We start from the raw sequence: 26,513 nt of genomic DNA, 5'->3' as shown, positions 1-26,513 counted from the left end.
TCTTGGTCGGCGGATTTCCGGGGCGCCGCTGGGACGACGCCCGGCGCGTTGCCACACGAGGACGCTAGGCCAGCGCCGTTAAGATTTGCTTGATGCGCCGGCGAGGGGCGAGCCGGTGTGGCGGGGCAAATACACGCACTGGTATATATTTTTGAATATTAATTCGCGATGTGAAAGCGTTCGCCGGAACAGCGTCGAAGCAGCCAGGCAATGCCCATGTCGCAGACAGAACGATCCTCCCGCATTTCGTGTCGCGCGGCCGCACGGCTGACCGCAATGCTGATCGGCATCATGACGTTCGCTCTGGCGGGCGCCGGCCCACGCGCCGAGACCAGCCAGCCGGGTGCCATCGCGGCCCAGTTCAGCGTCGACGATTTCCAGGGCGCGGCCCGCTATTCGATCCCGATCCGGGTGCCACCCGCGACCGGCGCCATCGCGCCTTCGCTCTCGCTGGAATATTCGAGCGCGGGCGGGAACGGAGTCGTCGGCCACGGCTGGACGATCGGCGGCCTGGATTCGATTACCCGCTGCGCCGCCAGCCTGGCGATCAACGGCCGCAAGGGCGGGGTCGGCAACGACGCCGGCGACCGCTTCTGCCTTGGCGGCCAGCAGCTCATGGCGACTTCCGACGAACGGCCGTACGGAGCGCCGGGCGACTACCGGACCGAGGTCGAGAGCTGGACCCATATCCGTTCTGCCGGGGATTGCGGTGGCGGCCCCTGCGCCTTCCACGTGCGCCTGAAGGACGGGACGAAGAAGTGGTACGGCGCGGTTTTCGATCCCGCCCGGCCGCCGACCGGCAAACTGGTGGACGGAGCCGGCAAGGGCCAGGCCTTCGTCATCCCGGCGATCGCCGACCCTGGGCTCGCCTCGGTCGTCGCCGAGTGGTTCCTCGTGCGGGTCGAGGACCGTTTCGGCAATTTCGCCACCGTCACCTATGGCGGCGAGAAGACCGGCACCCGCTATCCGGTTCGCGTTGCCTACGATCGTGCCGGCACGGCTGGCGACAAGGCCCGCCGCATCGTCACCTTCACCTACCGGATCGATGTGGCCGGGCAGAACCGCCGGATCTATCGCGGCGGCGGCGTGATCGATATCGACGGGATCCTGCTCGAATCGATCGGCACGGCGCTCGCCGACCGGCCGATCCGCCGCTATTCGCTTGCCTATCAGGCCGACCCGGCCGGCCGGGCCGCGCATTACCTGAACCGGATCACCGAATGCGCTTACGAGATAGAGGCCCGGGATTGGGCCTGTCTCGCGCCGACGCAATTCAGATGGGCGCTCGGCGATGCCGGCTTTTCCAGCGCGACCGACTACCAGTTGCCCGGCGATCTCCGCCGTTACGCCTATTTCGACGATGCAGGCAAGTACCGGGCGCTGCTCGGCGGCACCATCACCTGGCTCTGGCAGAAAGTCGCGGGTGGCAGCGGCGACCGGCTGGTCGATTTCTTCCGCCGACCCCGGGCGCGCGAGGAAGGCGACCTGATCGACATCGACGGCGACGGCCTGCTCGACTACCTGCCCCGCGAGTGCGACGGCGAGGCATGCCGGATCAGCTACGGCGACGGCGAACGTTTCGTGACTTCCGGAGACCTGTTCCGGGCCCAGTACAAGGCCGTCCTCGGCGCCAATCCCTGGACCCGGAAACTGCTCGGCGTGACCGTCGATGTCGATGGCGACGGCCTTGTCGATTATGCCGAGGCGGATTGCGGCACCGGTCAGCAGGCACCCTGCGCCTGGTATCGCAATATGGGGCGCGGCAGGGGCCTGTCGCCGACCCGGAGTGGCGTTCTGCCCGGGCGGCTGGTCCGCAACGTGATCGAGACGCGGCGCGATCTCCCGGTATTCGCCAACGTGATCACGCCGGTCATCTCGGCCCGGCTGATCGATCTGAGCGGCGACGGCCGGGCCGATTATCTCAATGTCGAATGCGATGGCGACGGTGTCGCCTGCGGCCTGTACCTGCAGCGGGATGACGGGAGCTTTGACGACACCCCGATCGCCTTTCGTTGGGGGTTGCAGGGCATGGCGCCGCGCGACGGCGTGCCGAGCGCGATCATCGCGGACCTGAACCGGGACGGCCTGCCGGACGTTGCCGAGGTCGCGGATTGTCCGCAAGCGGGTTGCGGGGTCTATGCGGGCACCGGTGCCGGATTCGCGAGCACGCCTCTCTTCACGCTGCCCGGACCGCTGTTCGACGAGCATGGCGACATCGCACTGCTCGCCGATCTGAACGGCGATGGCAACCTCGACTGGGCGCGCGGCCATTGCCCGGACGAGAGCGCCGATTGCCGGGTGCTCTATGGCACCGGTCGCGGCTTCGTCGACGGCAGCCAGGCCGGGCAGCTGCCGGAAGGCGTGTTCGGCGAGACCGAGGCCGATTCGCCCGCGCTGGTCGATATCAACGGCGACGGCCGCCTCGACTGGGTCGAGGAGGATTGCGACATCGACCGGAACTGCGCGGTGCGCTACGGCACCGGTCTGCCGGGCGAGGCAATGTTCGCGGAGGAGACGGACGTCCGCCTGCCCGGTTCGCTGCTCGACACCGCCGAGACCCTGTCACCGCTGCTCGGCCGGAACGCCTGGGCGCTCGGGACCTACAAGGTCGGCGACTACCTCGATGTCGACGGCGACGGTCTGAACGACTACGTGAACGGCGTCTGCGACGTGGCCATCGAGGATGAATCGATCCCGCTCGGGGATACCTGTGACGATGTCGAGGAGCGCCGGGCGATCTATCGTTCGACCCTTGTCCAGCCGGCTGTTGTGGCGTTCCGCGACGGGCTCGGCAAGGAGATCGCGGTCGATTACCAGCCGCTGTCGGGCGGCGAGGAGATCCACGAATTCGATCCGGAGGATGCGGCGCCGGACATCGTCCGCGCGGCCATGCCGCTTCGCGTCGTCGGCGCCTGGTCGGTCCGCTATCGCGATGCCGGCGGTCGCTGGCGGGACTATCGCACGCTGCGCCGCTATCGCGGCGCGAAGCTCGACCGGAACTACGGCTGGCTCGGATTCTCGGAGATCGTGCAATGGGAAAGTGAAACCCGGGCCGGCTGGTACCGCGCCTTCTCCCAGCGCTACCCCTATATCGGCCAGACGGTCAAGGAGGGGACGCTGGCCGCGCCGTTGCCGGTCAACGCGACCGGTTGTCCGGAGGTCGCCGGCTGTGTCGCGGTGCCGGGCGGCGGTACCGTCGCGCCGCGCTTCTTCTATCTCCGCGACCTGACGACGCTGAGCTATGCCCGGCTGCCGTCGACGCAGAACCCGGCGGTGCGCGAAGGTGCCGTCCTCGCCAGTGAGACGACGACGAACTTCGGCGAGCAGGGGCGCACGCTCAGCCGTCATCTCGCGACCTATACCTACCAGGCGAACGGCATGACGGCCTCGGTCGCACGCGACCGGATCGGCGGTCCGGAAGGCGACGAAACGACCCGGTTCACCAGCTACCTCAACGCCGATCGCTTCAACCAGGGCAGCGACACCCCCCTGCAGGGAATCCTCGACTACCGGACCGCCGAAGCGGTTTATCCCGGCCTGGTCCCGAAGCCCGCCGGCACGCCGCTCCGCGAGACCCGGATCACCTATTCCTTCTCCGGGCAGCAGCCGAAGCCGCCGGTGTTCGACGTCATCAACGTGCTCGAATGGCAGAGCGGCGAGGGGCCATCCGCGGTTTACCTTCGGACCGCGCTCAATCTCGACAGCTGGGGCAACGTCGTGCGCGTGAAGGATCCGCGCGGCCTCGTCACGACCACGACCTATGACAGCGACTACAGCGCCTTTCCGGTCGCCCGCCTCTTCGATCTCGGCGACGGACGACGCTACATGCGGAAGGACCAGGTCGACCCGGCGCACGGCCGGATGGTCGCCGAGCAGGGCTTCAACGGCGAGATCACGCGGATCGTCCTCGACCCGTTCGGCGATCCGGCCGACGTCTGGGGGCCGAACCTCGCCGACCCGGCAAGCTGGACCACGGCGACGATGGCAACGCCGCCCGGCGCGCCGCTGGTCCTGCTCAAATCGAAGCACCTGAAGCAGGAGAAGGATGGGCGCTTCTATTGGTCGGAGACCCAGCGCCTTGATGGCCGGGTCACCGAGACGCGGCGCTACATCGATCCGCTCGGCCGGGTCATTGCCGAATGGCGGATGCAGCCGACGACCGCCAGCGACGGCATCTGGCGCGTCGAGCAGACCGCCTATGACGGTCTCCAGCGGAAGAGCGGCATGTCGCTGCCCTTCGCGGCGACCCTGTCGGGCAAGCCGGCCAAGGCACCGCACTGGATCGATCTCAATTACGACGACGCGGGGCGGCTCGAAACGCGGGTGTATCCGAATGGGCGGATCGAGCGCATCACTCGGCAATTCGCCTATGAGGACGGCAGCGAATATGTCGATCTTCGCCGCCGCCGCGTGAACGAGGCCGGCACTGTCGAATGGCTGAAGGTCGCCGAAGCCGTCTATGACGGATTCCGGCGCAAGGTCGTCGAACGAAGCCTGCCGGCGAGCGAGCCGACGCGGATGACGTACGACGCGCTCGGCAGGCTGATCTCGCGAAGCGATCCACAGGGCGGCAAGACGAGCTTCGTCTATGACGGGCGTGACAATGTCGTGCGCCGGGACGACGCGACGACAGGCCTCACGGTCGAAGTCTATGACGGGCGCGGTCTGCGCCGCGCGTCGGTGCGGAACGGCGAGACGCTGAGTTTCGAGTACGACCCGCTCGGCCGCGTAACCCGGAAATCGAGCGATCGCGGCGGCGGCTATGTCTACAGTTACGACGGGGCGAACGGCTTCCGCTACAACGCCCCGATCGGCCGGGTCACGGGCGTGGCCCTGCCGGACGGCAACAAGCTCACTTTTGCCTACGACGCCTCGGGCCTGGTCTCGCTGCAGCGACTGACTCTTGCCGGCGACGCCGGCAGCGATCTGTTCGACACGATATTCCAGCGCAATGCCGGCGGACTCGTCACGGCGATCACCTACCCGGACGGGAAGAAGCTCGCACTGAGCTATTACGGAAATGGCGCCCGCCAGGCGATGACCTGGGATGGCCAGACCCGGCCGGTGGTGAGCTATTCCGACTACGGCCTGTTCGAACAGGCGGAAACCGTAAGTTTCGCCAACGGCGTCACCGAGAAGCGACCGCGCGACATGCTCGGCCGGAGCGGCGGTGTCGCGGTCACCGGCGCATCGGGCCCGATCTATACGGAAAGCATCGCCTTCCGAGACGAACTCGACCTGCCGGCGAGCATCAGGGAGGTGATCGCCGGTGTTTCGGGCGCCCGCACCTATGCGCTCTCCTATGACGGCCTCGGCCGTCTGAGCGGGATCTCGGGCAGCAATGGCGGCGAACAGGGCAGCTTCGCCTTCAACGGTGCCGGCGCGATCGTTTCCGAAACCCGTGGCGATACGACACTCACCTACAGCTACGACACGGCGCGCCCCTATCTGCTTACCGGCCGGAGCGATGGCCTGACGCTGGAGTATGACGCGAACGGAAACATCGCCACGCGGAGCCTGGGCGATGCCACCCGACACTACGTCTTCGACGTCGAGAACCGCATGCTTTCTACGGAGAGCGGCGGAAGGACGGCGACCTACAGCTACGACCACAACGGACACCGCCTGACCAGGACGGCTCCGGATGGAACGCGAACGATCCATGTCGGGCCGCTCTACGAGGTCACGATCCTGCCCGATGGCAGGCAGCAGCACACCCGTTACGTGATCGGTGATCACGGCCGCCTGATCGCGATGACCGAAAGCGGCTCGGGCAGCCGTCAGTCCGGCGCCGTGCCGCCAGGCGTGCGCCCGCCGCACCAGGGTCCGGCGGCACTGGAAGCCCGCGCCGCCCTCTACGACCCGTTGAGCATGGCCGCGCTCCGCCTCCATGCCACGGCCGCCATGGCCGCCCTCGCGACAACGCCCGGGTTCGGCCCGATTGCCTTTGGCGTCTTCGCGCTGGCGGTGCTGTTCTGGTGGATCGGAGTGCTCCGTTCCGATGCCGCCCTGCCCGGCGGCGGCGCCTATCGCCACCTCCGTCATGCGGCGCCGATGGCGATCGTCGCTCTGGTCGGCGCGACCGTCCCGGCGCCCGTCCACGCGGCCTTCTCCGGCGGGAGTGGCCTTCCCGTGGTCGGCAGCATCCTGCATTTTCACAAGGATTACCTCGGCAATGTCCGGGCGGTCACGAACCAGGACGGCGCGCTCGTCGCGACGATGTCGTTCGATGCCTACGGTCGCCTCGAAAGCGATGCCGGCACCGGCGGCAAGGATGTCTTCCGCCCGAAATGGGCGGGCGAGGAGATCGATGGCGATACCGGATTCGTGCAGTTCCAGGCCCGCGACTACGATCCGGATATCCGGCGCTTCGTCAGTCCCGACCCGGCCTGGCAGAGTGCCGATCCGTATCTTTATGCGCTCTCGGACCCGGTCCAGTTCATCGATCCGGACGGGCGCGCGGCCCTGCCGGAATGGACGCTGTCACCACTGGCGACCGGCCTGGTCGCGACAGTCGTCGGTGCGGTTGCCGGTTCGCTGCAGACGCTCGCCATCGGCTGGAGCGGCGGTGCGCTCGGCTTCTTCGCCAACGTCGTCGGCATCACAGCCTACTACGGGCTCTTCTTCGGGCTGTCGTTCCTGGTCCAGGACAAGGTGATCAAGCCGCGTCAGCCGAGCTTCTGGACGAATGCCTTCGTCACCTCGACCCTGAACACCGTCATGGGGGCGTTCTTCCTCGACCTCGCGACACTGATTTCCGGCGGCATCCCGTATTACGCCGGTCTCGAGGCCATCGACTTCAACAATATCGTCTATCTGCACAACGCCCTCGGCGGGGCGATCGGCGGCTTCGTCGGCACGCTCGCGGCCTTTGCCACGGCCAGGCTGGCCGGCGGATGGGCGGGCGATTCCCGTGCGCGGAACGCCTTCGTCAGCGGCCTCGGGTCGGCGATGTTCGGGCTCGTCTTCAATCTTGCCGCCTATCCCACCGCCTTCGCCGGCGGCGCCCTGACCGGCTATGGCAGTTTCGACGGCATCGACTGGACCGTGCGCATGGTCCGGGGCTTCGTCGCCGGCTTCTTCATCGGGCGGGTCACCTTCTTCACGCCCTGCATGCCGCGCTGCGCCTTTCTTCCGTCGGTCCAGCCGACCGATCAGACGCCGTTCCTCCACTTCAGTTCGGACGACGAGCCGCTTGACCTGGGTTCGTCCCAGCGTGTTTCCAGCCGATCGCTCGGTATCGAGATCCAGCCGGACTACGGCACGTCCAATCCGAACCTGGGGCCCTATCAGCTGCTTGACGAGTCCAGTGACCTGACCGTGACCCTGCCGGGCGAGATGGGCCTCGGTGGCGATGACCCGAAACTCTCGGATTCTCCGTAGGCCGATCGACCGCTCAGCGTTGCAGGGCGAGGATCTCGGCGTTCGAGAAAGCGAGCCGGTCGGCGATGACGCGTGCGATCATGGCGTGACAGGCGGCGGCAAGCGCCGGCTCATCCGCCTCCATGCGTTCGAAGGCGGATCGCGACAGGCTGTGCACGACCGCCGCCTCGTCCGCGGCAACCGAGGCAGTGCGCACGGCGCGCTGATAGAAACCGACTTCGCCGACAATGGTATGGCCGATCATCGAGCGGAGGCGGATCGGCGGACCGTCCGGGCGTTCCAGCAGAATGCTGATCCGTCCGGATTCGACGAAGTAGATGGTATCGGCCTCAGCGCCTTCCTCGCAAAGCCTGGCACCCGGAGCCAGTTCGAGTCGCTCGAAATAGCGCATCAGCGATTCTGCCAGTCTCTCCTGTCCGAGCGTCCGGCCGAGCCATTCGGAGAACGGACAGGCCGCTTCCGCCATCAGTGTGCGGTCCTCGGCGAGCACCACATTCTCCGCCCACTCGAGACCATGATCGAGGTCGGGAAATTCAAGCAGCCTGTCGTCGTCGGATTGCAGCAGGCCCTCGAGCCTGAGGGCCTCCCGGATCCTTGTGGAGAGGCCGGTCAGGAGGATGAACATGCCATGGCGCTCGGCCAGTTGACGTAACTTGACGAACGAATAGACGGCCGACGAATCGAGGCCGGAAACGAGGCGGAAATCGAGGATCTCGACCAGGATCGGCTCCTTGCCCGGATGTTCGATCGCGTTTCTGACCGCTTCGAACACGCGGTTCGAGGTCCCGAAGAACAGGTAGCCCTGAAGCGCGAGGATTCGGATCTGCGAGCCGTGATCGCAGAGCGCATGCCCCTCGCTCTGCGGCCGGTCGACATGGCTCGCATATTCAGCCCGGGTCAGATCGTTCTTGATGACCCGAACGCGGCTGTAGCTGATCGCGAAGATCAGGCAGGCCGCGACGACGCCGAGGACGACGCCGGCGAGGAAGCCCTCGTTCACGATGACCACCAGGATGGCGAGGATCAGCAGGTAGTCCGGCATGGCGAGCCGCTTCCGGGTCTTCCAGAGCCAGCTGACCAGCACCGAGACGCCGAGGAACAGCAGCGTTCCGCCGAGCACCGGTCGCGGGACGTATCCGACGAGATCGCCGCCGAAGAACAGGAAGCCGAGACAGAAGATGCCGCTCGCCACGCCGGCCGTCCGCCCGGTCGCCCCGGCCTGGGCGTTCAGCAGGCTGCGATTGACCCCGAGACTGCTCGGCAGGCCGCCGGCGACCGTGGCAACGATATTGGCGACGCCGTTTGCCCTCAGTTCGCGGTCGAGATTGGCGTCGGTGGCGAACGAGACCTCCAGTCCCGTTGCGTTGAGCAGGATCGCCATCGTCGTGACGACAACGACCGTGGCGATGCCGGCGGATTCCGCGAGTATGAGCGCGTAGTCGACCGCGCCCGGTTCGAACATGGCGGTGGGCAGCCAGAGGTCGGGCTTCTCGAGCGGCAGCAGCAGCCATTGTCCGGCTTGCGCCTCGTCGATCCCGGTGCCGGTCGCAAGCAGCACCAGGTGAACGACGAGGCTGCCGAGGACGAGCAGACCCGGAACCATGAGGGCGCTCTTGACGCGGACCGTCGCGATGAACATGACCGCGGCGAAGACAAGCCCGGCGCCGAGGCGCGGCCAGTAATCCGCGCCGATAAGCTGGTCGAATGCCATGAAATCGATCCGGTCGCCGCTCATCATGTTGATGGCGCCGACGCAGAGCAGCCATCCCGAGGCGGCGAGAAAGCCGCCGACCACAGGGTAGGGGATGAACCGGATCCAGGCGCCGAGATGCAATGCACCGAAGACCAGCAGGGCGCCGCCGGTGAGCAGGGCCGTCACCGTCATGGTCGCAAGGACCTGGAAGATCGCTGTATCTGCGTCGCCGGCGATCATCGCATTGCTCGCGATCGCCGCGGAGACGCCGGAGAAGATCGCCATCGACGCGGTGTCGGGCCCTGAGATCGCGACCGGAATGGAGCCGAGCACCGCCACCGCGATCGCGCCGACCGCCGCGCCGATCAGCGAAACGGTGATGCCCGCGGCTATTCCGCCCGAGAGCGGGCCTGAAAAGATCAGTGCCGCGTAGGAAAGGCTGTAGGCGGCGCTGACGAGGGCGACGACGGCGCCGGCCGAAATGTCGCGGAAGATGCCCTCGATGCGCCGGGTGCTGTTCATGGCGGTGGTGTCGATCGTCATGCCTCGGCCAGTCTTGTGAAAAAGCGGCAGAAGGCTAGCACAGCCGTTCGGACCGGGCACCCACGGTCGTCCCGTCGATGCCCGCTTTGTGAACAGGCGTGCGCGAAATTCGGGCAGGGATTGCCACCGTGGCGTTCCGTCCTCCCGATCCAGCGGGCTCCGCGGGTTGGCCCGCCTCTTGCTCTGCTCTTGCCTTTGGCGCCCGAAATGCGGACCATCCGGGTTCACGACTGAAGCGCACGGCCGGCGCTTCCGCATCATGCGAAGCACGGCCGACGACCGGATACAACCGGCGCCGCGTAGAAAAGCAAGGAGGCTTTCGAACATGCAATTCGCAGATATCCGTCGCCGCACGGTGCTTGCCACCCTTGCCGCGATACCATTGGCCATACTGACGACCGGCCTGGCGACCGCGGCCGACAAGATCAAGGTCGCGGGTATCTACACCCAGCCGATCCAGCAGAAGTGGGATGCAACGCTCCATCGCGCCCTCGTCGCCGCCGAAAAGGCCGGGACGATCGAGTACAAGTTCTCGGAGAAGGTTCCGAACACCGACTATGTCCGGGTGCTCCGTGAATATGCGGAAAGCGGCGTGCAGCTGATCGTCGGCGAAGCCTTCGGAATCAGCCGCGAGGCCCGCAAGGTGGCCGACGACTATCCGAATGTCGCCTTCGTCATGGGCGACCCGGGCAAGCCGTACGGCAAGAATTTCTCGGTCTTCGACAACTACATTCACGAGCCCTGCTACCTGATGGGCATCATCGCCGGGAACATGAGCAAGACCGGCAAGATCGGCATGGTCGGCGGCTATCCGATCGGCGAGGTCAACCGGCTGTTCAATGCCTTCATGGCCGGCGCCCGTTCGGTCAGGCCGGATGCCCAGTTCAAGGTGTCCTTCATCGGCTCCTGGTACGACCCGCCCAAGGCCAAGGAGTTCGCCTTCGCCCAGATCGAATCGGGCGTCGACGTGCTCTATGCCGAGCGCGCCGGCGTCGTCGATGCCGCCCGCGAGAAAGGCATCATTGCCTTCGGCAACGTCAACGACATGAACAAGGAAGAGAACGGCGGCGGGGTGGTCGTCACCTCGGCGCTCTGGCACATGGAGAGCGCGCTCGGCCATGCCATCGAACAGGTCAAGGCCGGCACGTTCGAGGCCGCCGATTACCGGGAATGGACGATGATGGCGAAGGGCGGCGCGACGCTCGCCCCCTATTACGGTTTCGACGACAAGATCCCGGCCGACGTCAAGGCAAAGGTCAACGCGGTCGCGGACGATATCATGGCCGGCAAGTTCACCGTCGAGATCAACGACGAGGAACCGAAATCGACCTTCTAGTACGGGTGCCGCCGTCCGGATCACCATCGATCCGGGCGGTGGCCGCCCCGCCATGCCGGGCCACCAGCCGATGACACCCGTGAAGCCCGCCGCGACGGCGGAGGCACCCTTCGTGCTCCGCCTCGACGGCATCACCAAGCGGTTCGGGGCGCTGCTCGCGAACGATGCGATCTCGCTCGAATTGCGGCGCGGTGAAGTGCTCGCCCTGCTCGGCGAGAACGGTGCCGGCAAGACCACCCTGATGAGCATCCTGTTCGGCCATTACGTGGCCGATGCGGGTTCGATCGAGGCCTTCGGCCAGACCCTCCCGCCGGGTTCGCCGCGGGCCGCTATCGATGTCGGTATCGGCATGGTCCACCAGCATTTCACGCTCGGCGATAACATGACGGTGCTGGAGAACATCGTGCTCGGCGCAGAGCCGCTCTTCGCGCTCCGCCAGAACCACAAGGCGGCTCGCGCGCGGCTGGCCCAACTCGCCGACCGTTTCGGCCTCGCGGTCCGCGCCGATGCCCGCATACAGGAACTCTCGGTCGGTGAGCGCCAGCGGGTCGAGATTCTCAAGGCGCTCTACCGCAACGCCCGGGTGCTGATCCTCGACGAGCCGACCGCGGTGCTGACCCCCCAGGAAAGTGCCACCCTGTTCGAGACCCTGCACCAGATGGTCGCCGACGGGCTCTCGGTGATCTTCATTTCGCACAAGCTGAACGAGGTGATGGAAATCGCCGACCGGGTCACCGTGCTCCGGCGCGGCAAGGTGGTCGCCAATTTTCGCAAGTCCGAGACCAGCCGCGAGGCCCTTGCCGCCGCGATGGTCGGCCGCGAGGTCGCCCAGCCGAAGCGCCAGGCAATGGCGGCGGGCAAGACGGTGCTCCGCCTTGCCGGCGTATCCGTGGCCGCGGCCGAGGCGCAGCCCGCGCTCCGTTCCGTCGACCTGGAACTCCGCGAGCACGAGATCCTCGGCATCGCCGGCGTTTCGGGCAACGGACAGGGGTCGCTCGCCGCGCTCATGAGCGGGCTCGCGGTCGCGGCGAGCGGCAGCCTCGAACTGCTCGGGCGCCCGGTGACTCGCGCCGAGCCGGCGGCGATGGTCGCGAGCGGGGTCGGGCGAGTGCCCGAGGACCGCCACCGCTTCGGCGTCGTCGGCGACATGACGCCCGAGGAGAACCTGATCCTCGAGGATTATCGCTCGGCACGGTTCCAGCGGTTCGGGATCTTCCGCTTCCGGGCGATCGCAGAGCATGCGAAGGCGCTGATCCGGGGCTATGACATTCGCGGTGCCGACGAGGCGGCGCTCGCGCGTTCGCTGTCCGGCGGCAACATGCAGAAACTGATTCTCGCCCGCGTGCTGTCGCGGGAACCGGCGGTCATTCTGGCCAACCAGCCTACGCGGGGCCTCGACGTCGGGGCGGCCGCCTACGTGCACGAGCAGCTGTTCGCCGCCCGGGCGCGCGGCGCCGGCGTCATCCTGATCACCGAGGACCTGGACGAACTGCTGGCGATCTCCGACCGGGTCGCGGTGATGTACCAGGGCACGCTGAGCGCGTCGCGGCCGGTCGAGGGGCTCGGTCTCACCGAGCTCGGCCTGATGATGAGCGGTGCCGCCGCACAGGGAGGCGCGGGCCATGCGGCTTGAACCCCGGGAAACGACGCCGGCCTGGCTCGGCGTCATGGCGCCGGTCGCCGCGGTGGTGGTCACGCTGTTCCTGTCCAGCGGGCTGATCGTCTGGGCGGGCGCGCCGGTGGGGGCGGCCTATGCCAGCCTGGTTCGCGGCGCGCTCGGCTCCGTCTTCGCTCTTTCGGAGACGCTGACCCGGGCGACGCCGCTGATCCTGACCGGTCTTGCCGTCGCCGTCGCCTTCCGCGCCAAGCTCTGGAACATCGGCGGCGAGGGCCAGCTCTACGCCGGCGCGATGGCGGTTACCTGGCTCGGGACCGGCGCCTTCACGCTGCCGCCCTACCTGATGATCCCGACGTTGTTCGTGATCGGCGCCATCGCCGGCGGCATCCTCCTGCTGATCCCGACGATCCTGAAAGTTCGCCTGCAGGTCGACGAGGTGGTGACGACGCTGCTGCTCAATTTCGTCGTGCTCCTGTTCGCCAACTGGCTGCTCTTCGGCATGTGGAAGGACCCGCTCGCCATGGGCTGGCCGCAGGCCGCGCCGGTCGTCGACGAGGGCACGCTGCCGCTGCTGGTCGCCAAAACCCGGCTGCATGCCGGCTTCGTGATCGCCGTCGCCGTCGCCGTCCTGGTCTGGGCGCTGATGCGCTTCACCCGCTGGGGCTTCGAGATCCGCGCCGTCGGCCTGAACCCGGAGGCGTCGCGCTTCGCCGGCCTGCCGATGAACCGGGTGATCCTCAGGACGGCGCTGATCTCCGGCGGCCTGGCGGGGCTTGCCGGGGTCACCGAGGTTGCGGGGCTCAAGGGTTACCTGACCCTCGATATCTCGCCCGGCTTCGGCTACACCGGGATCGCGGTCGCCATGCTGGCGGGGCTGCATCCGCTCGGCGTGATCGCCTCGGCGATCTTCATCGCCGCGATCTACAACGGCGCCGACGCGATGAGCCGGGCGATGTCGATTTCCAACTACCTGGCGGACGTGATCACCGCGACGGCATTGCTCTGCGTGCTGGCGAGCATGCTGTTCACCCGCTACCGGCTGCGTCGGGGTTGAAGGGGACGGCGATGGAATTCTTCGAACTCTTCCTCGCGGCGGGCTTCTGGGCGGCGATGATCCGCATGGCGACGCCGCTGATCTTCGGCACCCTCGGCGAACTGATCTGCGAACGCGCCGGCGTGCTCAATCTCGGCATCGAGGGCATCATGACCTTCGGCGCCATGATCGCCTGGCTCTGGGTCTACCAGGGTGGCGACCTGTGGACATCGGTTCTGGTCGCGGCGGCGGTCGGCGCGCTGTTCGGCCTGCTGCACGCGATCTTCAGCGTCTATCTCGGGCTCTCCCAGCATGTTTCCGGCATCGGAATCACGCTGTTCGCCTCCTCGCTCAGCTATTTCGCCTTCCGGGTCTTCCTTCCCGACGTGACGACGCCGCCCAAGATCGTCCCGTTCCAGCCTTACGCGATCCCCTACCTTGCCGACATTCCCCTGTTCGGCGGGCCGCTCTTCAACCAGTCGCCGCTGACCTACGTGGCCTATCTCGTGGTGCCGGCGGTCGCCTGGCTGCTCTACCGGACGCCGCTCGGCCTGACGGTGCGGATGGTCGGCGAGAATCCGATGGCGGTCGAGGCGCAGGGCATCGACGTGTTCGCCGTCCGCACCGGCGCGGTGATGGTCGGCAGCGCGCTGATGGCGGTCGGTGGCGCGTTCTTCACGATATCGGTGTTCGACGCCTTCTATTTCGGCATGATCAACGGGCGCGGCTGGATCTGCGTGGCGCTGGTCATCTTCGCCTCGTGGCGTCCGGGCAAGGCGCTCTTCGGCGCGCTCCTGTTCGCCGCCTTCGACGCCCTGCAGATCCGTGTGCAGCAGGCCTCGGGCGTGATCATTCCCTATCAGTTCTTCCTGATGGCGCCCTATCTGCTCAGCATCGTCGCCCTGATCATCATGTCGCGCCGGGCCGCCTATCCGAAGGCGCTGCTGATCCCGTTCCGGAAAGGGGAGCGCTAGAATGCCGGTCGACCTTGTCATTCGCGGGGCCAATCTGCCGGACGGCCGGCAGGGCCAGGATATCGCCGTCAGCGACGGCCGGATCGCCGCCATCGGACCGGCGCTCGACGTCGAGGCGGGCCGCGAGATCGACGCCACCGGTCAGCTCGTCACACCGCCTTTCGTCGACGCCCATTTCCACATGGACGCGACGCTGTCGCTCGGCCTGCCGCGCATGAACGAGAGCGGCACGCTGCTGGAGGGCATCGCCCTGTGGGGCGAATTGAAGCCGCATCTGACGCACGAGGCGCTGGTCGACCGCGCGCTCGCCTATTGCGACATGGCGGTCGCCCAGGGGATCGGCGCTGTTCGCAGCCATGTCGACATCTGCGACGACCGGCTGCTCGCCGTCGATGCCCTGATCGAGGTGCGCGACAGGGTCCGCGACTATCTCGACCTGCAACTGGTCGCCTTTCCGCAGGACGGCTTCCTGCGCTACCCGAAGGCGCGGGAGAACCTGCTGCGTGCCCTCGACAAGGGCGTCGACGTGGTCGGCGGCATCCCGCATTTCGAACGCACCATGGCCGACGGCGCGGAATCGGTCCGGGCGCTCATGCAGATCGCCGCCGAGCGCGGCCTGCTGGTCGACATGCATTGCGACGAGACCGACGATCCGATGTCGCGGCATATCGAGACTCTCGCTGCGGAGACCGTGCGCCTCGGGCTCGGTGGCCGGGTCGCCGGCTCGCACCTAACCTCGATGCATTCGATGGACAATTACTATGTCTCGAAGCTGCTGCCGCTGATCGCCGAGGCGGGCGTCGCGGCGATCGCCAACCCGCTGATCAACATCACCATCCAGGGACGCCACGACAGCTATCCGAAACGGCGCGGCATGACCCGGGTGCCGGAGCTGCTGGCCGCCGGCGTGAATGTCGCATTCGGCCATGATTGCGTGATGGACCCGTGGTATTCGCTGGGTTCCGCCGACATGCTCGAGGTGGCGCACATGGCCGTGCATGTCGGCCAGATGACCTCGCTTGCGGCGATGCGCGACGCCTTCGACGCGGTCACCTCGCGGCCGGCCGCGATCCTGCACCTGGACTGCTACGGACTCGAGGAAGGCGCCCGTGCCGACCTCGTGGTGCTGCAGGCCGCCGATCCGATCGAGGCGATCCGGCTCAAGCCGACACGGCTCTTCGTCGTCCGTCGCGGCCGGGTGATCGCCGAGACGGCGCCCCGGACGACCCGGATGGATCTGCCGGGGCGGCCCGCTACACTCGAACTTGCGCGCGCCGCCGCGACCCGCTGAGGGCGCAAGACGGCCGGGCGAACAGACGGGACGATACCGCGATGCTGACATACTACAGCGACGATCATCGCCTGCAGGACGGCAAGGCCGAGCTGATCGACGGCAGGCTCGAACCCTGCCACGAGGCACCGGTCCGGGCCGACATCGTTCTCCGCCATGTCAGGGCGGCCGGGCTTGGCGAGATCGTCGCCCCCGGCGATCACGGCCTGGCGCCGATCGCCCGGATCCATGCCGCCAACTATCTCGGCTTCCTCCAGACCGCCTGGCCGAAATGGGTCGCCGAGCATGGCGACTATGACGCGTTGCCGCTCAACTGGGCGGTGCGCGGCATGCGGTCGGTCGAACCGGACAGCATCGACGGCAAGCTCTCCTATTTCTCCTTCGACGCAGGGACGCCGCTCACCGCCGGGACCTGGCAGGCGGTCTATGCCTCGGCCCAGGTGGCGCTCGGCGGGGCTGCCGCGGTCGGCGGCGGGGAGCGCATGGCCTTCGCCCTCTGTCGCCCGCCCGGCCATCACGCCGCCGGCGACTATTTCGGCGGCTACTGCTTCCTGAACAACGCGGCGATTGCCGCCCAGGCCTTCCGCGACGGCGGCGCGGAGCGGGTCGCGGTCCTCGATGTCGACTATCATCACGGCAACGGCACGCAGACCATCTTCGACGACCGGAGCGATGTCTTCTTCGCTTCGATCCACGCCGACCCGCGCCAGGAATATCCCTTCTTCCTCGGCCATGCGGACGAAACCGGGAGCGGTGCGGGCGAGGGTGCGACGGCGAATTATCCGCTGCCCTGGGGCACGGCCTGGGGCGGATACGAGCAGGCACTGGAACAGGCGGTCGGCCGGATCGGGACGTTCGGCGCCGAGGCGCTGGTGATTTCGCTCGGCGTCGACAGCTTCAAGGACGACCCGATCTCGCGCTTCCGGCTGGAGCACGAGGATTTCCTGCATATCGGCGCCGCGATCGCCGGCATCGGCCTGCCGACCCTGATCGTCATGGAGGGCGGCTATGCCGTCGATGCCCTCGGCGTCAATGTCGTGAACGTGCTGAAGGGCTACCTCGACGCCGCCTGACGGCAGTGTCTTTCGCCGGTCGTTGTCGGTTAGCGGGTCGCCATCGTGAGGGCCGCACCGATACCGATGAAGGCCCCGCCCGTCACGCGGTTGAACCACCGGCCGTAGCGCGCGAGCCACGGAGCAATTCGCTGGGCAAGGCCCGCCAGCAGCAGCTCGTAGATGACCTCGATCAGGACGAACGTCCCGCCGAACACGATCATCTGGGTCAGGAACGATGTGCCCGGCACCATGAATTGCGGGAGAAAGGCGGCAAAGAAGATCAGCCCCTTGGGATTCGAGACCGCCACGATGAAGCCCTGGTTGAACCGCCGCGCGGAACTGCGGCCATGCGGCCTTGCGCCACCGGGGGCGTCGGAGACCGAAATGGCAGGTGCCCGCCAGAGACGCGCGCCGAGATAGATCAGGTAGCCCGCGCCGATCCACTTGGCGACGGTGAAGGCCTCTTCCGACGCGGCGAGCAATGCCCCCATTCCGGCCAACGACGCGGCGATAAGAAGAAGGAAGCCGAGAGCCCCGCCGAGAACGGTATGCACCGTGGGTCGCAGACCGAAGCTGGCGCCATGCGTGAGAGCAAGCAGGCCATTCGGGCCCGGGGTCAGGGAGAGGCCAACGGCGGCCAGGAGGTAGATCAGCCAGCTCTCGATGCTCATCCGCTATTCCTTTCCGAGGTCGCGTGATGCCGGGTCTGACAGCCGGCGGTCCGGCTTCCCGAGGACAGCCGTCGGGATGGCGACAACGCCGAAAGGCGAGCGGCATGCCGTGATCGGTGCCAATCGCTGCGCAGGGGGCATCATGGTGCTGGTCGTCATCTGATGTTGCGAAGACCGGTAATTGCTGTCGGTCTATCTCGTGCCGCAGAGCGAGCGTCCTGACAATCGAATTGTTCGCATTCCATGATTGAGCCATACGCAACCATGAGATCGATGTCCGGGCGACCGCCACCATTGCCCACTCTCCGTGCCTTCGAGGCGCGGCCCGCTGTTCCGGCGCGTGGATGCGGCAATCCGCTATGGCAGGGGACGTTATCCGAATTCGTTGTCGAACCGGATATTCGACGAGACCGTGAGCCCGGTCTGGAGCGCCGAGTAGAGCGCAATCACTCCGCCGCGTCGACCAGGCGGGCGCCGGCGCGGCTGAGGTCGTAGATCCGGTCGGCCTGTTCGACCAGTGCCCGGTTGTGGCTGATCGCAACGATGGTGTGCTCGGCAGCGAGACTGTGGATCTTCGTCGCCAGCGCCGCCTCGGTTTCCGGGTCGAGCGCGCTCGTCACCTCGTCGAGAATGAGCAGCGTCGGCTTGCCGATCAGCGCCCGGGCGAGCGCGATGCGCTGTCGCTGGCCGCCGGAAAGCTGGCTGCCGCGTTCGCCGACGATGGTCTGCAGGCCCTTCGGCAGCCGCTCGACGAAATCCCAGGCGCCGGCGGCTTCCAGTGCCGCCCGCGCCTCCGCCTCGGTCATCGCCGGATCGCCGAGCGTGACATTGGCGAGCACGGTGTCGTGGAAGAGGGTGAGTTCCTGCGGCACATAGCCGATCATCCCGCGCCAGGCGCGCAGGTCGATCCGCGATTGCGGGATGCCGTCGATCAGGATCTCGCCGCTGTCGAGCCGGTGCAGGCCGAGCAGCAGGTCGATGATCGTCGTCTTGCCGGACCCGGATGCGCCGGTAAGCACGGTCAGGCTGCGGGCGGGAAGTTCCAGTGAGACCCGGTCGAGGACCGGCTCGTCGCCATAGGCGAAACTGACATTGTCGAAGACGCAGGCGGTCCGGAGCGTCGGCGCGACCTCACCCGACAGGTCCTCGCGCTGGTCGGCCGCTTCCTCGATCAGGCGGCGCACCGACCAGTAGGCGGCGGAGACCGCGACGGCGGTCTGCAACTGCTGCTGGACCCGGCCCATCGTGCTCACCGTCTTCTGCAGGATCAGCGCCATAACCAGCAGTTCCGGGACGCCGATCTCGAGGCTGTTCCGGGTCGCCAGGAAGCCGACGGCGATCAGCATTACCAGGATCGGCTCGCGGATGTTCTTCATCGCCAGGTTGCTCAGCGCCTCGCGCCGGATCGCGGTCCGCAGCAGCGAGATCTTCTCGTCGAAGAAGTGGGCGAAATGTTCCTGCCGGGCCATCGCCTTGAGCGGCTTGATGTTGCCCATGGTGTCCGAGAGCAGCGTCACCAGTTCCTCGGTCCGCGCGCGCTGGCGCTTGCCGGCCTTGCGCGAGATGCGGACCAGCGGCTGCAGCACGAGGATCAGCAGCATCCCGGTGACGAAGGCGACCAGGGCGAGCCTCGGCGAGACGAAGAAGGCGACCACCACGTAGAAGGCCGACTGGATCAGAGTCGCGAGGAACATCGTCGCCAGCAGGTAGGCGCGTGCCGAGTTGTTGGCGTCGAGGCTGAGCGCGTTGGCGATCCGGCCGACCGGCTGGTGGGTGAAATAGCGCCATTCGACGGCCGCAACGTTGCGGACCAGCGCGGTGCGGAGATAGGTCGCGACGTCGGCCATCGTGTAGCTGACGTGGCGCATCGCGATCATGACGAAGACCGCCTTCACCGTCACGCCGAGAACGACGATCGCGAGCAGGATCTCGAGATCGGCGGGCAGGCCGATCATCGCCAACCCCTCGCGCACCATCCGGCTGACCGGCGAGGGATCGTTGGCATCGCCCATCGCGGTCGTGAGCAGCGGCAGCAGGGTCGCCAGGCCGATGCTTTCGGCGAAACCGGCGACGATCAGGCTGATCACCGCCGTCCATTTCGCCGGACCCGGGGTGGTCAGGAAAATTCGTAAGACGTTCCGCATGGCATTTCCGAAACGGGCGCCCGGGGCAGCGCCGCGGGCGAGGCAATAGCATAGCGGTTCGTCCAAGAACACCGCTTTGACCCTTGCGGCCGTTGCAACGGAGTCTCGACCCTGGTCGAGCAAAAGGCTCTGCTACAGTATCCGGGAAAAGCAACCGATAAACAGGGCAGGAGAACGACATGAGCGAACTGGGGGGCAAGGTCGCCTGGGTTACCGGCGCCGGCAGCGGTATCGGCGCGGCCGGGGCGGAGGCGTTGGCGGAGGCCGGGGCGCTGGTCGTGCTGTCGGGGCGCCGCGAGGACAAGTTGAAGGAAGTTGCAGGGCGGATCGAAGCGGCCGGGGGCCATGCCGGGATCGAGGTCCTCGACGTTTCCGACAAGAAGGCGGTCGCCGCCGTCGCCGGGCGGATCGGGAAGCGCCACGGCCGGCTCGACATCCTCGTCAATTCCGCCGGCCTGAACGTGCCGAAGCGCCACTGGGGTGATGTCGACGAAAGCGGCTGGGACGATGTCGTCCACATCAATCTGGACGGCTCCTTCTATACCAGCAACGCGGTCCTGCCGATCATGCGCCGGCAGGGCGGCGGGCTGATGATCCAGATCGCCTCCTGGGCCGGCCGGTACGTCACTTTCCTGACCGGGCCCGCTTACAACGCCGCCAAGCATGCGGTCGTGGCGATGAGCGCGAGCCTGAATCTCGAGGAGGGCCACAACGGGATCCGGAGTTGCGCCATCTGCCCGGGCGAGGTCGCGACGCCGATCATGGCGAAGCGTCCGGTGCCGCCGACAGAGGCGGAAATGGCGCGCATGCTGCAGATCGCGGATCTCGGCCGGCTGATTCGCTATGTCGCGACCCAGCCGGAACATGTCTGCATCAACGAGGTCCTGATCTCGCCGACCTGGGACCGCGTCAGCCAGGCAGCGCGGAAGGACTAGCGGGCGAGACAACCGCAAGCGGCCGACCCGGGAAGCCGGCCTGGACCTGGGGCCACAATTGCATGCCCCCGGGGCTTGGCCGGATGGAAGGCTCTGTTACTGTGTTCCGGAAAGTAACTTGTGAGAAGGCGGAATAGCGTAATGAGCGAACTGGGGGGCAAGATCGTCTGGGTCACCGGCGCCGGCAGCGGCATCGGTGCGGCCGGGGCGGAGGCATTGGCGGAGGCCGGCGCGCTGGTCGTGCTGTCTGGCCGACGGGAAGAGAAGCTGAAGGAAGTCGCCGGGCGGATCGAAGCGGCCGGCGGCGCGGCCGAGATCGAGATCCTCGACGTTACCGACAGGAAGGCGGTCGCTGCCGTCGCCGGGCGGATCGACAAGCGTCATGGCCGGCTCGACATCCTCGTCAACTCCGCCGGGATGAATGTTCCGGAGCGCCATTGGGGCGATCTCGAGGAAAGCGACTGGGACGATGTCGTCCGCATCAATCTTGACGGCACCTTCTATACCAGCAACGTCGTCCTGCCGATCATGCGCCGCCAGGGCGGCGGGCTGTTGATCCAGATCGCGTCCCGGGCCGGGCGGCAGGTCAATTTCCTGCCCGGTCCCGCCTACATCGCCGCCAAGCATGCGGTCGTCGCGATGAGTGCCAGCCTCAACATCGAGGAGGGCCGCAACGGCATCCGGAGCTGCGCCATCTGCCCGGGCGAGGTCGCGACACCGATCATGGCGAACCGGCCGGTTCCGCCGAGTGAGGCGGATATGGCGCGCATGCTGCAGAGCCGGGATCTCGGCCGGCTGATCCATTATGTCGCGACCCAGCCGGACCATGTCTGCATCAACGAGATCCTTCTCTCGCCGACCGTGGACCGGCTTGGCCAACCCGCACGGAAGGGCTAGCGGAGCCGCACCAGAGGACTACAATCGGACGAAAAGGAGAACGCGGCTGCAAGGGGAGGGTGCCTGATGAGTGGCCGGATTCTGAGCGGCAGCCGGGAACTGTCCCAGGCCGAATTGCTCACGCGCGCGGCCCGGGCCGCTCAGGGCTTCATGGCGCTGGGCGTTGCCGAGAACGACGCTGTAGCGCTCGTTCTCCGCAACGACTTCGCCTTCTTCGAGGCGGCTCTCGGCGCCAATCAGGCGGGTGCCTACGCGGTCCCGGTCAACTGGCATTTCAAGGCTGACGAGGTCGGCTACATCCTCCGCGATTGCGGTGCCCGGGCAGTCGTGATCCACGCTGATCTGCTCGCCTCGATGGCGTCCGCGATCCCCGACGATGTCGCCGTCCTCGTCGTGCCGGTGCCGCCCGAGATCCGCGCGGCCTACGGCCTCGCCGATGCGGTCTGCCGGGTGCCCGAGGGGCGCGCCGAATGGAACGACTGGGTTGCCGGTCACGAACCCTGGCCGACGCCGCCGGCCAGCGTGCGGACCAACATGATCTACACCTCCGGTACGACCGGCCTGCCGAAGGGCGTGCGGCGAACCCCGGCGACGGCGGAAATGGCCGAGCGGCTGGGCGCCATGGTCGACACGATCTTCGACATCCGTCCGGGCCGGAAGATGCGGACGGTGATCACCGGCCCGGTCTATCACTCGGCGCCCAACCTCTATGCGCTCTCGGCGGCGCGCGAGGGTGGTCTTGTGATCCTGCAGCCGCGCTTCGACGCCGAGGAACTACTGCGACTGATTGAGAGCCACCGGATTACGCACCTGCATATGGTGCCGACGATGTTCGTCCGCCTGCTGAAACTGCCCGACGCGGTGCGGGCGAAATACGATCTGTCGTCGCTCGAATTCGTCGTCCATGCCGCGGCACCGTGCCCGGCCGAGGTCAAGCGCCGGATGATCGAATGGTGGGGGCCGGTCATCAACGAGTATTACGGCGCGACCGAGACCGGCGGGGTGATCTTCCACACTGCCGAGGAGGCGTTGCGCAAGCCCGGGACGGTCGGCCGTCCGATCGAGTACGGGCAGTTGCGGATACTCGACGCCGAGGGCCGGGAACTGCCGCCCGGCGCGGTCGGCGAGGTCTATATCCGGATCGCCGGTTTTCCTGACTTCACCTATAACAAGCTGCCGGAGAAGCGGGCCGAGTGCGAAAAGCACGGCCTGATCAGCGTCGGCGACATGGGCTACGTCGACGACGAAGGCTACCTGTTCCTCTGCGACCGGGTCCGCGACATGGTGATCTCCGGCGGGGTGAACATCTACCCGGCCGAGATCGAGGCGGTGCTGGTGACCATGCCCGGGGTCCAGGATTGCGCGGTCTTCGGCATTCCAGACCCGGAATATGGCGAGCAGCTCTGCGCCCATGTCGAATTGCAGCCCGACGCGGGCCTCGGCGAGAGCGACATCCGCCGCTGGCTGACCGAGCGACTCGCCAACTACAAGATCCCGAAGGTGATCGAGTTCGCCCGCGAGTTGCCGCGCGAGGATTCCGGCAAGATCTTCAAGCGCAAGCTGCGCGCGCCCTACTGGGAAGGCGCCGGACGCAACATCTAGCAAGCCGCGTCAGAGGCCGAGATAGGCCTGACGGATACGCGGATCGTTGGCGAGTTCGGCGCTCGCGCCCTCGGCGACGACGCGGCCGTTTTCCAGCACGTAAGCGCGGCTGGAAAGCCGCAGCGAGGCCGATACGTTCTGCTCGACCAGGACAATGCTCATGCCGCCTTCGTGCAGGCGTCGGATGATCCGGAAGACATCGGCGACGATCGTGGGCGCAAGGCCGAGCGAGGGTTCGTCGAACAGGATCAGCTCGGGCCGGCCCATCAGGCAGCGGCCGATCGCCAGCATCTGCTGCTCGCCGCCCGACAGCGTGCCCGCTGCCTGGTCGCGGCGTTCCTCGAGCCGGGGAAACAGGGCGATCACCTCGTCGAGGCTCTGCCGGAAACGCTTGCGCGCGCGCGGCAGCATCGCGCCCATCTGCAGGTTCTCCATCACGCTGAGCGAGGGGAAGATCTGGCGCCCTTCCGCGACCTGGCCGATGCCGGTATTGCAGATCCGGTGCGGCGGCCAGCCGGCGATATCGGCGCCGCGAAAGCGGATCGTCCCGCCGGCCGGTCGTTCCATGCCGGCGACCGCGCGGATCAGCGATGTCTTGCCCGCCCCGTTGGCGCCGACGATGGCGACGATCTCGCCCTCGCCGATGTCGAAGCCGACGCCGTCGAGTGCCTGGGCATCGCCGTAGAACAGGGTGAGGTCGCGTACGCTCAGCATGGCCCTACTCGATCGCCTCGGCGCCCAGATAGCATTCCAGGACGGCCTCGTTGCGGATCACCTCCTCGGGCGCGCCATGGGCGATCAGGCGGCCGGAGTTGAGCACGTAGATCTCCTGTGCCAGCGCCATGACCGCGCGCATGACATGTTCGGTCAGCAGCACGGTCACGCCGGTTTCCCGGTTCAGGCGGCGGATTACCTCGACAAGCTGGTCGGTCTCGGCCGGCCGCATGCCGGCCATCACCTCGTCGAGCAGCAGCAGTTTCGGATCGGTGGCAAGCGCGCGCGCGACCTCCAGCCGCTTGCGCTCGGGCAGGCTCAGGCTCGACGCCTGGCGATCGGCAATGCCGTCGAGGTCGAGCAGGCCGAGCAGCCGGTGGGCATGGGTTTCCGCCTCAGCGACGGAGCGGCGCCGGTGCAGCGCGCCGACCACGACATTCTCGAGCACCGACAGTTTCAGGAACGGGCGGACGATCTGGAAGGTCCGGCCGATGCCGGCCCGGCAGACCCGGTCGGGGCGCAGGCCGTTCAGGCGCTGCCCGGCAAAGTCGATGGTGCCGGTGTCGGGGACGAGATGGCCGGCGATCAGGTTGAACAGCGTCGTCTTGCCGGCGCCGTTCGGCCCGATCAGGGCGACGATCGCGCCCTCGGTCACGCTCAGCGACACGGCGTCGACGGCGCGCAGGCCCTTGAAGGTCCGGGAGACGCCGGCCACCTCGAGCAGGGTCCGGGCGCTCATCGCTCGCCCCCGCGGTCGAGGCGGATCAGCCGCGCGATGCTCGGCCAGAGCCCGCCGGGCAGGAACTTGATGATGACGATCAGCATCGCCGCGTAGACAAGCTGCTTGATGCCGGCGGTCGAGGTGCCGCTCGCCTCGAGGACAGCGGTCAGGCCCTCGCCGAGGATGCCGAGCGCGAAGGCGCCGATCAGCGGGCCGAACAGGGTGCCGAGCCCGCCGACGATCGGCGCCAGGATGATCTCGATCGAGCGATGCATCCCGAACACGTCGGAGGGGAAGAGGTTGTTGTAATAGAAGGCGAGGATGACGCCGCCGACGGAGGTCATCGCGCCCGACAGCACGACGGCGATCATCTTGACGCGGAAGATGTTGATGCCCGAAGCTTCCGCCGCATCCTCGTCCTCGCGCACCGCGCGCAGGAAGAAGCCGAGCCGGCTCTCGCGGAGATAATAGGCAAGCGCCACAGAGGCGACGACGAGGGAGAGCAGCACGTAATAGAACATCGTCGGCGAGCCGCGCAGGTTGAGCAGATCGTTCGTCGTCCGGTTCTCGACCGGCAGGAACAACCCCTCGGTCGCGCCGAGCCAGTCGATATGCATGAACAGGATGCGGGTGAACTCCGCGAAGGCGATGGTCAGCAGCGCGAAATAGACCCCGCCGATGCGGAACCGGAAGGCCAGCGCGCCGATGATCGCGGCGGCGAGCGCCGCGCCCGCGACGGCCGGAAAAACGCCCAGGATCGGCGGTATGCCGGCATGGATATAGAGTGCCGCGGCCATGTAGGCGCCGAGCCCGACATAGAGCGCGTGGCCAAGCGAGAGCTGGCCGGCGTAGCCCATGACGATGTTCCAGGCCTGGCCGACATAGGCAAAGTAAAGCGCGATCAGGATGACCGAGAGAATGTAGCCGTCGACGACCAGCGGCGCCGTGGCGAGCGCAAGCCCGAGCAGAGCCGTCGCCAGCAGGACGCGCGCGGGCAGTCGGGCGAGCGATGCGATCATCGGGCGCCGCTCTTGCCGAACAGGCCCTGCGGGCGCACGACCAGCACCAGGATCAGTAGGCCGAAGCTCAGCATCGATTTCAGGGACGGGGTGAAGAGCAGGCCGGCAAGAGCCTCGGACACGCCGATCAGGACACCGCCCAGAAGCGCGCCGGTCATCGAGCCGAGCCCGCCGACGATGACAATGATGAAGGCAAGCAGGGTCAGCTCCGGCCCGAGCACGGGCGTCGCGTCCATGATGATCGAGAGCAGGCAGCCGGCGACGCCGACCGTGGCGGCACCGATTGCGAAGGTGAGGGCGTAGAGATAGGGCACGTTAAGGCCGACGACGCCGGCACCGATCAGGTTGTCGGCGCAGGCGCGGATCGCCCGGCCGGTCGCCGAGTAGCGGAAGAAGCCGAGCAGCAGGGCGGCGACAACCAGCGAGATCAGCCCGGCGATCGCCTTCGTCTTGTCGACGATCAGCGGTCCGATCTCGTAGGAATCGAAGGAATAGTCGGTCAGGATGCCCTGGGCCTCGGGGCCGAAGACGATCAGCATGCCGTTGGTGAGCGCGAAGGCGACGGCGAGCAGGAGGATGAACTGCTCATGCTCCGGCCGGGTCACGAAGGGTGCGACCAGGTAGCGCTGCAGGCCGTAGCCGAGGGCAAACAGGCCGGCGGCGACGATCGGTGACATCAGGATCGGGTCGAGGCCGAATTGCCGGAACAGGATGACCGCGGCGAACATCGCCAGCACCGTCATTTCGCCATGGGCGAAATTGACGATGCGGGTGACACCGAAGATCACCGAGAGCCCGAGGGCCATCAGTGCATAGACGAGGCCGATCAGAAGGCCTCCGGTCACGACGTTCGCGGCCAGTTCCCAGGTCATGTTGTCCGTGCT

At 67.1% G+C, this 26,513-nt stretch carries 17 protein-coding genes; 10 read left to right on the top strand and 7 right to left on the bottom strand.

The annotated features are described in order from the left end of the window. Window positions 1-291: 291 nt before the first annotated feature. The gene (locus tag OCH7691_RS00315) at window positions 292-7,383 is read left to right on the top strand and encodes an RHS repeat-associated core domain-containing protein (protein ID WP_176244873.1); all 7,092 of its coding nucleotides are present in this window, start codon (window positions 292-294) and stop codon (window positions 7,381-7,383) included. 13 nt (window positions 7,384-7,396) lie between these two features. Here the strand turns inward: OCH7691_RS00315 and OCH7691_RS00310 are convergent, their stop codons facing one another. Continuing rightward, on the bottom strand, window positions 7,397-9,619 hold the full coding sequence (locus tag OCH7691_RS00310) for an SLC26A/SulP transporter family protein (protein WP_176244872.1): 2,223 nt from the start codon (window positions 9,617-9,619) through the stop codon (window positions 7,397-7,399). 325 nt (window positions 9,620-9,944) lie between these two features. Between OCH7691_RS00310 and OCH7691_RS00305 the strand changes: the two genes are divergently transcribed. The 6 genes from OCH7691_RS00305 to OCH7691_RS00280 all read left to right on the top strand — a co-directional run bounded on the left by OCH7691_RS00305 (window position 9,945) and on the right by OCH7691_RS00280 (window position 16,944). After that, window positions 9,945-10,955, top strand: a complete 1,011-nt coding sequence (locus OCH7691_RS00305; RefSeq protein ID WP_085881438.1) for a BMP family protein — start codon at window positions 9,945-9,947, stop codon at window positions 10,953-10,955. Between the two features lie 70 nt (window positions 10,956-11,025). After that, window positions 11,026-12,588 carry an ABC transporter ATP-binding protein gene (locus OCH7691_RS00300; protein WP_085883414.1) on the top strand — a complete coding sequence of 521 codons (1,563 nt, stop codon included), beginning with the start codon at window positions 11,026-11,028 and terminating at the stop codon, window positions 12,586-12,588. Next, entirely contained in the window at window positions 12,578-13,627 is a 1,050-nt protein-coding gene (locus tag OCH7691_RS00295) for an ABC transporter permease (protein WP_085883413.1), read from the top strand. Before OCH7691_RS00300 ends, OCH7691_RS00295 begins: the two co-directional genes overlap by 11 nt. 11 nt (window positions 13,628-13,638) lie before the next feature. Further along, entirely contained in the window at window positions 13,639-14,580 is a 942-nt protein-coding gene (locus OCH7691_RS00290; RefSeq protein WP_085883412.1) for an ABC transporter permease, read from the top strand. Window position 14,581: 1 nt separating this feature from the next. Then, on the top strand, window positions 14,582-15,871 hold the full coding sequence (locus OCH7691_RS00285) for an amidohydrolase family protein (RefSeq protein WP_085881437.1): 1,290 nt from the start codon (window positions 14,582-14,584) through the stop codon (window positions 15,869-15,871). A 41-nt stretch (window positions 15,872-15,912) separates the two neighbouring features. Continuing rightward, the gene (locus tag OCH7691_RS00280) at window positions 15,913-16,944 is read left to right on the top strand and encodes a histone deacetylase family protein (protein WP_085881436.1); all 1,032 of its coding nucleotides are present in this window, start codon (window positions 15,913-15,915) and stop codon (window positions 16,942-16,944) included. Between the two features lie 29 nt (window positions 16,945-16,973). On the opposite strand, the gene OCH7691_RS00275 is transcribed toward OCH7691_RS00280, so the two are convergent. Further along, entirely contained in the window at window positions 16,974-17,597 is a 624-nt protein-coding gene (locus OCH7691_RS00275) for a LysE family translocator (RefSeq protein ID WP_085881435.1), read from the bottom strand. 446 nt (window positions 17,598-18,043) lie between these two features. Then, window positions 18,044-19,741: an ABC transporter ATP-binding protein gene (locus OCH7691_RS00270; RefSeq protein WP_085881434.1), complete on the bottom strand. Its 1,698-nt coding sequence runs from the start codon at window positions 19,739-19,741 to the stop codon at window positions 18,044-18,046. A 179-nt stretch (window positions 19,742-19,920) separates the two neighbouring features. Here OCH7691_RS00270 and OCH7691_RS00265 point away from each other — a divergent pair, with 179 nt between their 5' ends. The 3 genes from OCH7691_RS00265 to OCH7691_RS00255 all read left to right on the top strand — a co-directional run bounded on the left by OCH7691_RS00265 (window position 19,921) and on the right by OCH7691_RS00255 (window position 23,175). Beyond that, window positions 19,921-20,676, top strand: coding sequence for an SDR family oxidoreductase (locus OCH7691_RS00265; protein ID WP_085881433.1), 756 nt, complete (start codon window positions 19,921-19,923; stop codon window positions 20,674-20,676). A 141-nt stretch (window positions 20,677-20,817) separates the two neighbouring features. Beyond that, entirely contained in the window at window positions 20,818-21,573 is a 756-nt protein-coding gene (locus OCH7691_RS00260) for an SDR family oxidoreductase (protein WP_085881432.1), read from the top strand. A 66-nt stretch (window positions 21,574-21,639) separates the two neighbouring features. Next, window positions 21,640-23,175, top strand: coding sequence for an acyl-CoA synthetase (locus tag OCH7691_RS00255; protein WP_085881431.1), 1,536 nt, complete (start codon window positions 21,640-21,642; stop codon window positions 23,173-23,175). Between the two features lie 9 nt (window positions 23,176-23,184). On the opposite strand, the gene OCH7691_RS00250 is transcribed toward OCH7691_RS00255, so the two are convergent. From OCH7691_RS00250 to OCH7691_RS00235, 4 genes are read right to left on the bottom strand one after another with little or no spacing between them, the layout of a single operon-like run. Further along, the gene (locus OCH7691_RS00250) at window positions 23,185-23,889 is read right to left on the bottom strand and encodes an ABC transporter ATP-binding protein (RefSeq protein WP_085881430.1); all 705 of its coding nucleotides are present in this window, start codon (window positions 23,887-23,889) and stop codon (window positions 23,185-23,187) included. 4 nt (window positions 23,890-23,893) lie between these two features. Beyond that, window positions 23,894-24,628 (bottom strand): ABC transporter ATP-binding protein, encoded by a 735-nt coding sequence (locus OCH7691_RS00245; protein ID WP_085881429.1) that lies wholly within the window; start codon window positions 24,626-24,628, stop codon window positions 23,894-23,896. Continuing rightward, window positions 24,625-25,629 (bottom strand): branched-chain amino acid ABC transporter permease, encoded by a 1,005-nt coding sequence (locus OCH7691_RS00240; protein WP_085881428.1) that lies wholly within the window; start codon window positions 25,627-25,629, stop codon window positions 24,625-24,627. The genes OCH7691_RS00245 and OCH7691_RS00240 overlap by 4 nt, the downstream gene beginning before the upstream one ends. Then, complete coding sequence (locus tag OCH7691_RS00235; protein ID WP_085881427.1) at window positions 25,626-26,501, bottom strand: branched-chain amino acid ABC transporter permease; 876 nt, start codon at window positions 26,499-26,501, stop codon at window positions 25,626-25,628. Before OCH7691_RS00235 ends, OCH7691_RS00240 begins: the two co-directional genes overlap by 4 nt. Window positions 26,502-26,513 lie beyond the last annotated feature (12 nt).

This window comes from Oceanibacterium hippocampi (assembly GCF_900172325.1).
Classification (GTDB): domain Bacteria; phylum Pseudomonadota; class Alphaproteobacteria; order Sneathiellales; family Sneathiellaceae; genus Oceanibacterium; species Oceanibacterium hippocampi.
Note: the sequence above shows the minus strand (reverse complement) of the source record. Positions and strands in the feature narration are given on the sequence as shown.

What these genes read in the sequence shown, in the direction of transcription:
- OCH7691_RS00270 (WP_085881434.1), bottom strand. Translation starts at nt 19,741, where the DNA reads ATGCGGAACGTCTTACGAATTTTCCTGACCACCCCGGGTCCGGCGAAA.
- OCH7691_RS00260 (WP_085881432.1), top strand. Translation starts at nt 20,818, where the DNA reads ATGAGCGAACTGGGGGGCAAGATCGTCTGGGTCACCGGCGCCGGCAGC.
- OCH7691_RS00290 (WP_085883412.1), top strand. Translation starts at nt 13,639, where the DNA reads ATGGAATTCTTCGAACTCTTCCTCGCGGCGGGCTTCTGGGCGGCGATG.
- OCH7691_RS00310 (WP_176244872.1), bottom strand. Translation starts at nt 9,619, where the DNA reads ATGACGATCGACACCACCGCCATGAACAGCACCCGGCGCATCGAGGGC.
- OCH7691_RS00235 (WP_085881427.1), bottom strand. Translation starts at nt 26,501, where the DNA reads ATGACCTGGGAACTGGCCGCGAACGTCGTGACCGGAGGCCTTCTGATC.
- OCH7691_RS00265 (WP_085881433.1), top strand. Translation starts at nt 19,921, where the DNA reads ATGAGCGAACTGGGGGGCAAGGTCGCCTGGGTTACCGGCGCCGGCAGC.
- OCH7691_RS00280 (WP_085881436.1), top strand. Translation starts at nt 15,913, where the DNA reads ATGCTGACATACTACAGCGACGATCATCGCCTGCAGGACGGCAAGGCC.
- OCH7691_RS00285 (WP_085881437.1), top strand. Translation starts at nt 14,582, where the DNA reads ATGCCGGTCGACCTTGTCATTCGCGGGGCCAATCTGCCGGACGGCCGG.
- OCH7691_RS00255 (WP_085881431.1), top strand. Translation starts at nt 21,640, where the DNA reads ATGAGTGGCCGGATTCTGAGCGGCAGCCGGGAACTGTCCCAGGCCGAA.
- OCH7691_RS00250 (WP_085881430.1), bottom strand. Translation starts at nt 23,889, where the DNA reads ATGCTGAGCGTACGCGACCTCACCCTGTTCTACGGCGATGCCCAGGCA.
- OCH7691_RS00240 (WP_085881428.1), bottom strand. Translation starts at nt 25,629, where the DNA reads ATGATCGCATCGCTCGCCCGACTGCCCGCGCGCGTCCTGCTGGCGACG.
- OCH7691_RS00300 (WP_085883414.1), top strand. Translation starts at nt 11,026, where the DNA reads ATGACACCCGTGAAGCCCGCCGCGACGGCGGAGGCACCCTTCGTGCTC.
- OCH7691_RS00295 (WP_085883413.1), top strand. Translation starts at nt 12,578, where the DNA reads ATGCGGCTTGAACCCCGGGAAACGACGCCGGCCTGGCTCGGCGTCATG.
- OCH7691_RS00305 (WP_085881438.1), top strand. Translation starts at nt 9,945, where the DNA reads ATGCAATTCGCAGATATCCGTCGCCGCACGGTGCTTGCCACCCTTGCC.
- OCH7691_RS00315 (WP_176244873.1), top strand. Translation starts at nt 292, where the DNA reads ATGACGTTCGCTCTGGCGGGCGCCGGCCCACGCGCCGAGACCAGCCAG.
- OCH7691_RS00275 (WP_085881435.1), bottom strand. Translation starts at nt 17,597, where the DNA reads ATGAGCATCGAGAGCTGGCTGATCTACCTCCTGGCCGCCGTTGGCCTC.
- OCH7691_RS00245 (WP_085881429.1), bottom strand. Translation starts at nt 24,628, where the DNA reads ATGAGCGCCCGGACCCTGCTCGAGGTGGCCGGCGTCTCCCGGACCTTC.